Origin of the sequence: Halocola ammonii, from assembly GCF_049334165.1 — a bacterium.
In the GTDB taxonomy this organism is placed as follows: domain Bacteria; phylum Bacteroidota; class Bacteroidia; order Flavobacteriales_D; family Sanyastnellaceae; genus JBEGHD01.
On sequence record NZ_JBEGHD010000031.1, the window covers coordinates 1 to 1748 of the forward strand.

A 1748-nucleotide genomic window follows, 5' to 3' on the forward strand; every position below is an offset into this window, starting at 1 on the left:
CTTGATTGGGAGTATGAGTCAACAAGTGAAGAGGGGCTTGCTGCGATAAAGGATGCTTTTATTGATGATGGCTATTTTGCTTGTATGGCCACACTGCCTAATGAAAACTGGACCGGTGTAATTCCTACAGTTATGAAAATGGACATGGAAGGCAACCAGCTTTGGAGAACTCCAATATGGGAAGACCAGTATCATTACAACCATGGCACAAGGAAGATACTTCTCGCAGAGGACGGAAATTACGTTGCCGCAGGCTGGCGGTATAAAGTTCTGGATGAACCTAACGACACTTCCGGCACATACAACGACCTGGCGTGGATCTCGAAACTGAACAGCGAAACAGGTGAAATTTTGTGGACGCGCTATTACCAATACCTCGATCTGCCTTTTGAAAAACACCGGCTCTACGACATGAGAAACACCTCTGATGGTGGCTTTATCTTTTGTGGCGAATCCGGAGCAATTGGACCCAGCATTAACGAGGTTGATCCTCCCTACCAACAAGGCTGGCTGGTGAAGCTAGACGAATACGGCTGCCTGGTGGAAGGATGTGAGGAATTTGACATTGCGGTTGAAGAAAAATCTCCCAGGCAGATTGAATTCTTTAAAGCCGGTCCCAACCCTGCCAGTGAAGTGCTGCACATTTACCAAACTCAGCAATTAGATAAAAACGCCTCGTACACCATCACCGATCTTCAGGGAAAAGTCATTCAGCAATTCCCAGCCCCACAGGCAAACACAACGCTCATCTTAAATGTCGAAAGCTGGGCAAGCGGTACTTATGTGTTGAGTCTTACAGAGAGTAATAGGTTGTTGCAGAGTGAAAAGATTGTGGTGAGATGAGGAAATACTCTCCTGGACACGTGATAAAAGTTTTACCTTTAAGAGGCAATCGTGATTTCAAAACCATCGATGTACGAGAATGGACCTCGGGCCTATATTTTTACAGCCTGATGGGAAAAGATCAAACGCTAGAAAGTGGAAAATTTGAAATACTTAAATAAACATATCCTAAAAAAGGAAGCCCTCATCCTGGGCTTCCTTTTTCTTTTTTTCACTGTTTCGGCACAACAGGAGCGATTCAACGTCCGCTTTGACAGCGACTTTCCAAATACTCTCCTCATGAGTGTGATAGAATTGGAGGATGGATACGTCAGTACAGGATTTCTTGGAGACTCTTTAAACCCGCTGGCGACACCTATGATCTTTGCCAAATTTGACCTGGAAGGGAATTTTTTATTTCAGGAAACTTATGGAGGTTTGGGTGATGCTGAATACTACTCTCAAAATCCAGATCTCAATTTTCTTAATGACTCCGTTCTTATTCACAGTGGCATCACGTACGATTCAGAAGGAATAAGACAAGGATACATAGCATATTTCAATATGGACGGTGACACTCTTCAGGTTCGTAGGTATTATTCACCTAATCCAGACCCTGAATACCCATTTATTGCTGCCCTCAGTGTGAAGAAGGGCACCAATAATTATTTGTTCTTTTTAGCAAATTTTGTTCAGGAAAGTACTGGAAACGATTTTCTCATTTGGAAAATTCACGAAAATGGCGATATTATTTGGCAGTACACTTACGAAACAAACCAAAGTCCCGACTACTGCCGGGTAATCATTCCCACCGATGACGGAGGCGTGATCGCCATTGCTAAAATTGGCGTGTCGGGTGAAGAACCCAACTATCATCATATTTTCAAATTAGATGTTGATGGTGAACTTGATTGGGAGTATGAGTC

Annotated in this window: 1 protein-coding gene and 1 pseudogene; both read left to right on the forward strand. The window is 43.4% G+C overall.

From position 1 onward, the window contains the following. Positions 1–843, forward strand: an 843-nt coding sequence (locus tag ABHV44_RS16095; protein ID WP_459075741.1) for a T9SS type A sorting domain-containing protein, incomplete at its 5' end; no start/stop codon positions are given. Between the two features lie 144 nt (positions 844–987). Next, a pseudogene (locus ABHV44_RS16100) lies at positions 988–1748 on the forward strand (hypothetical protein); the annotation flags it as partial.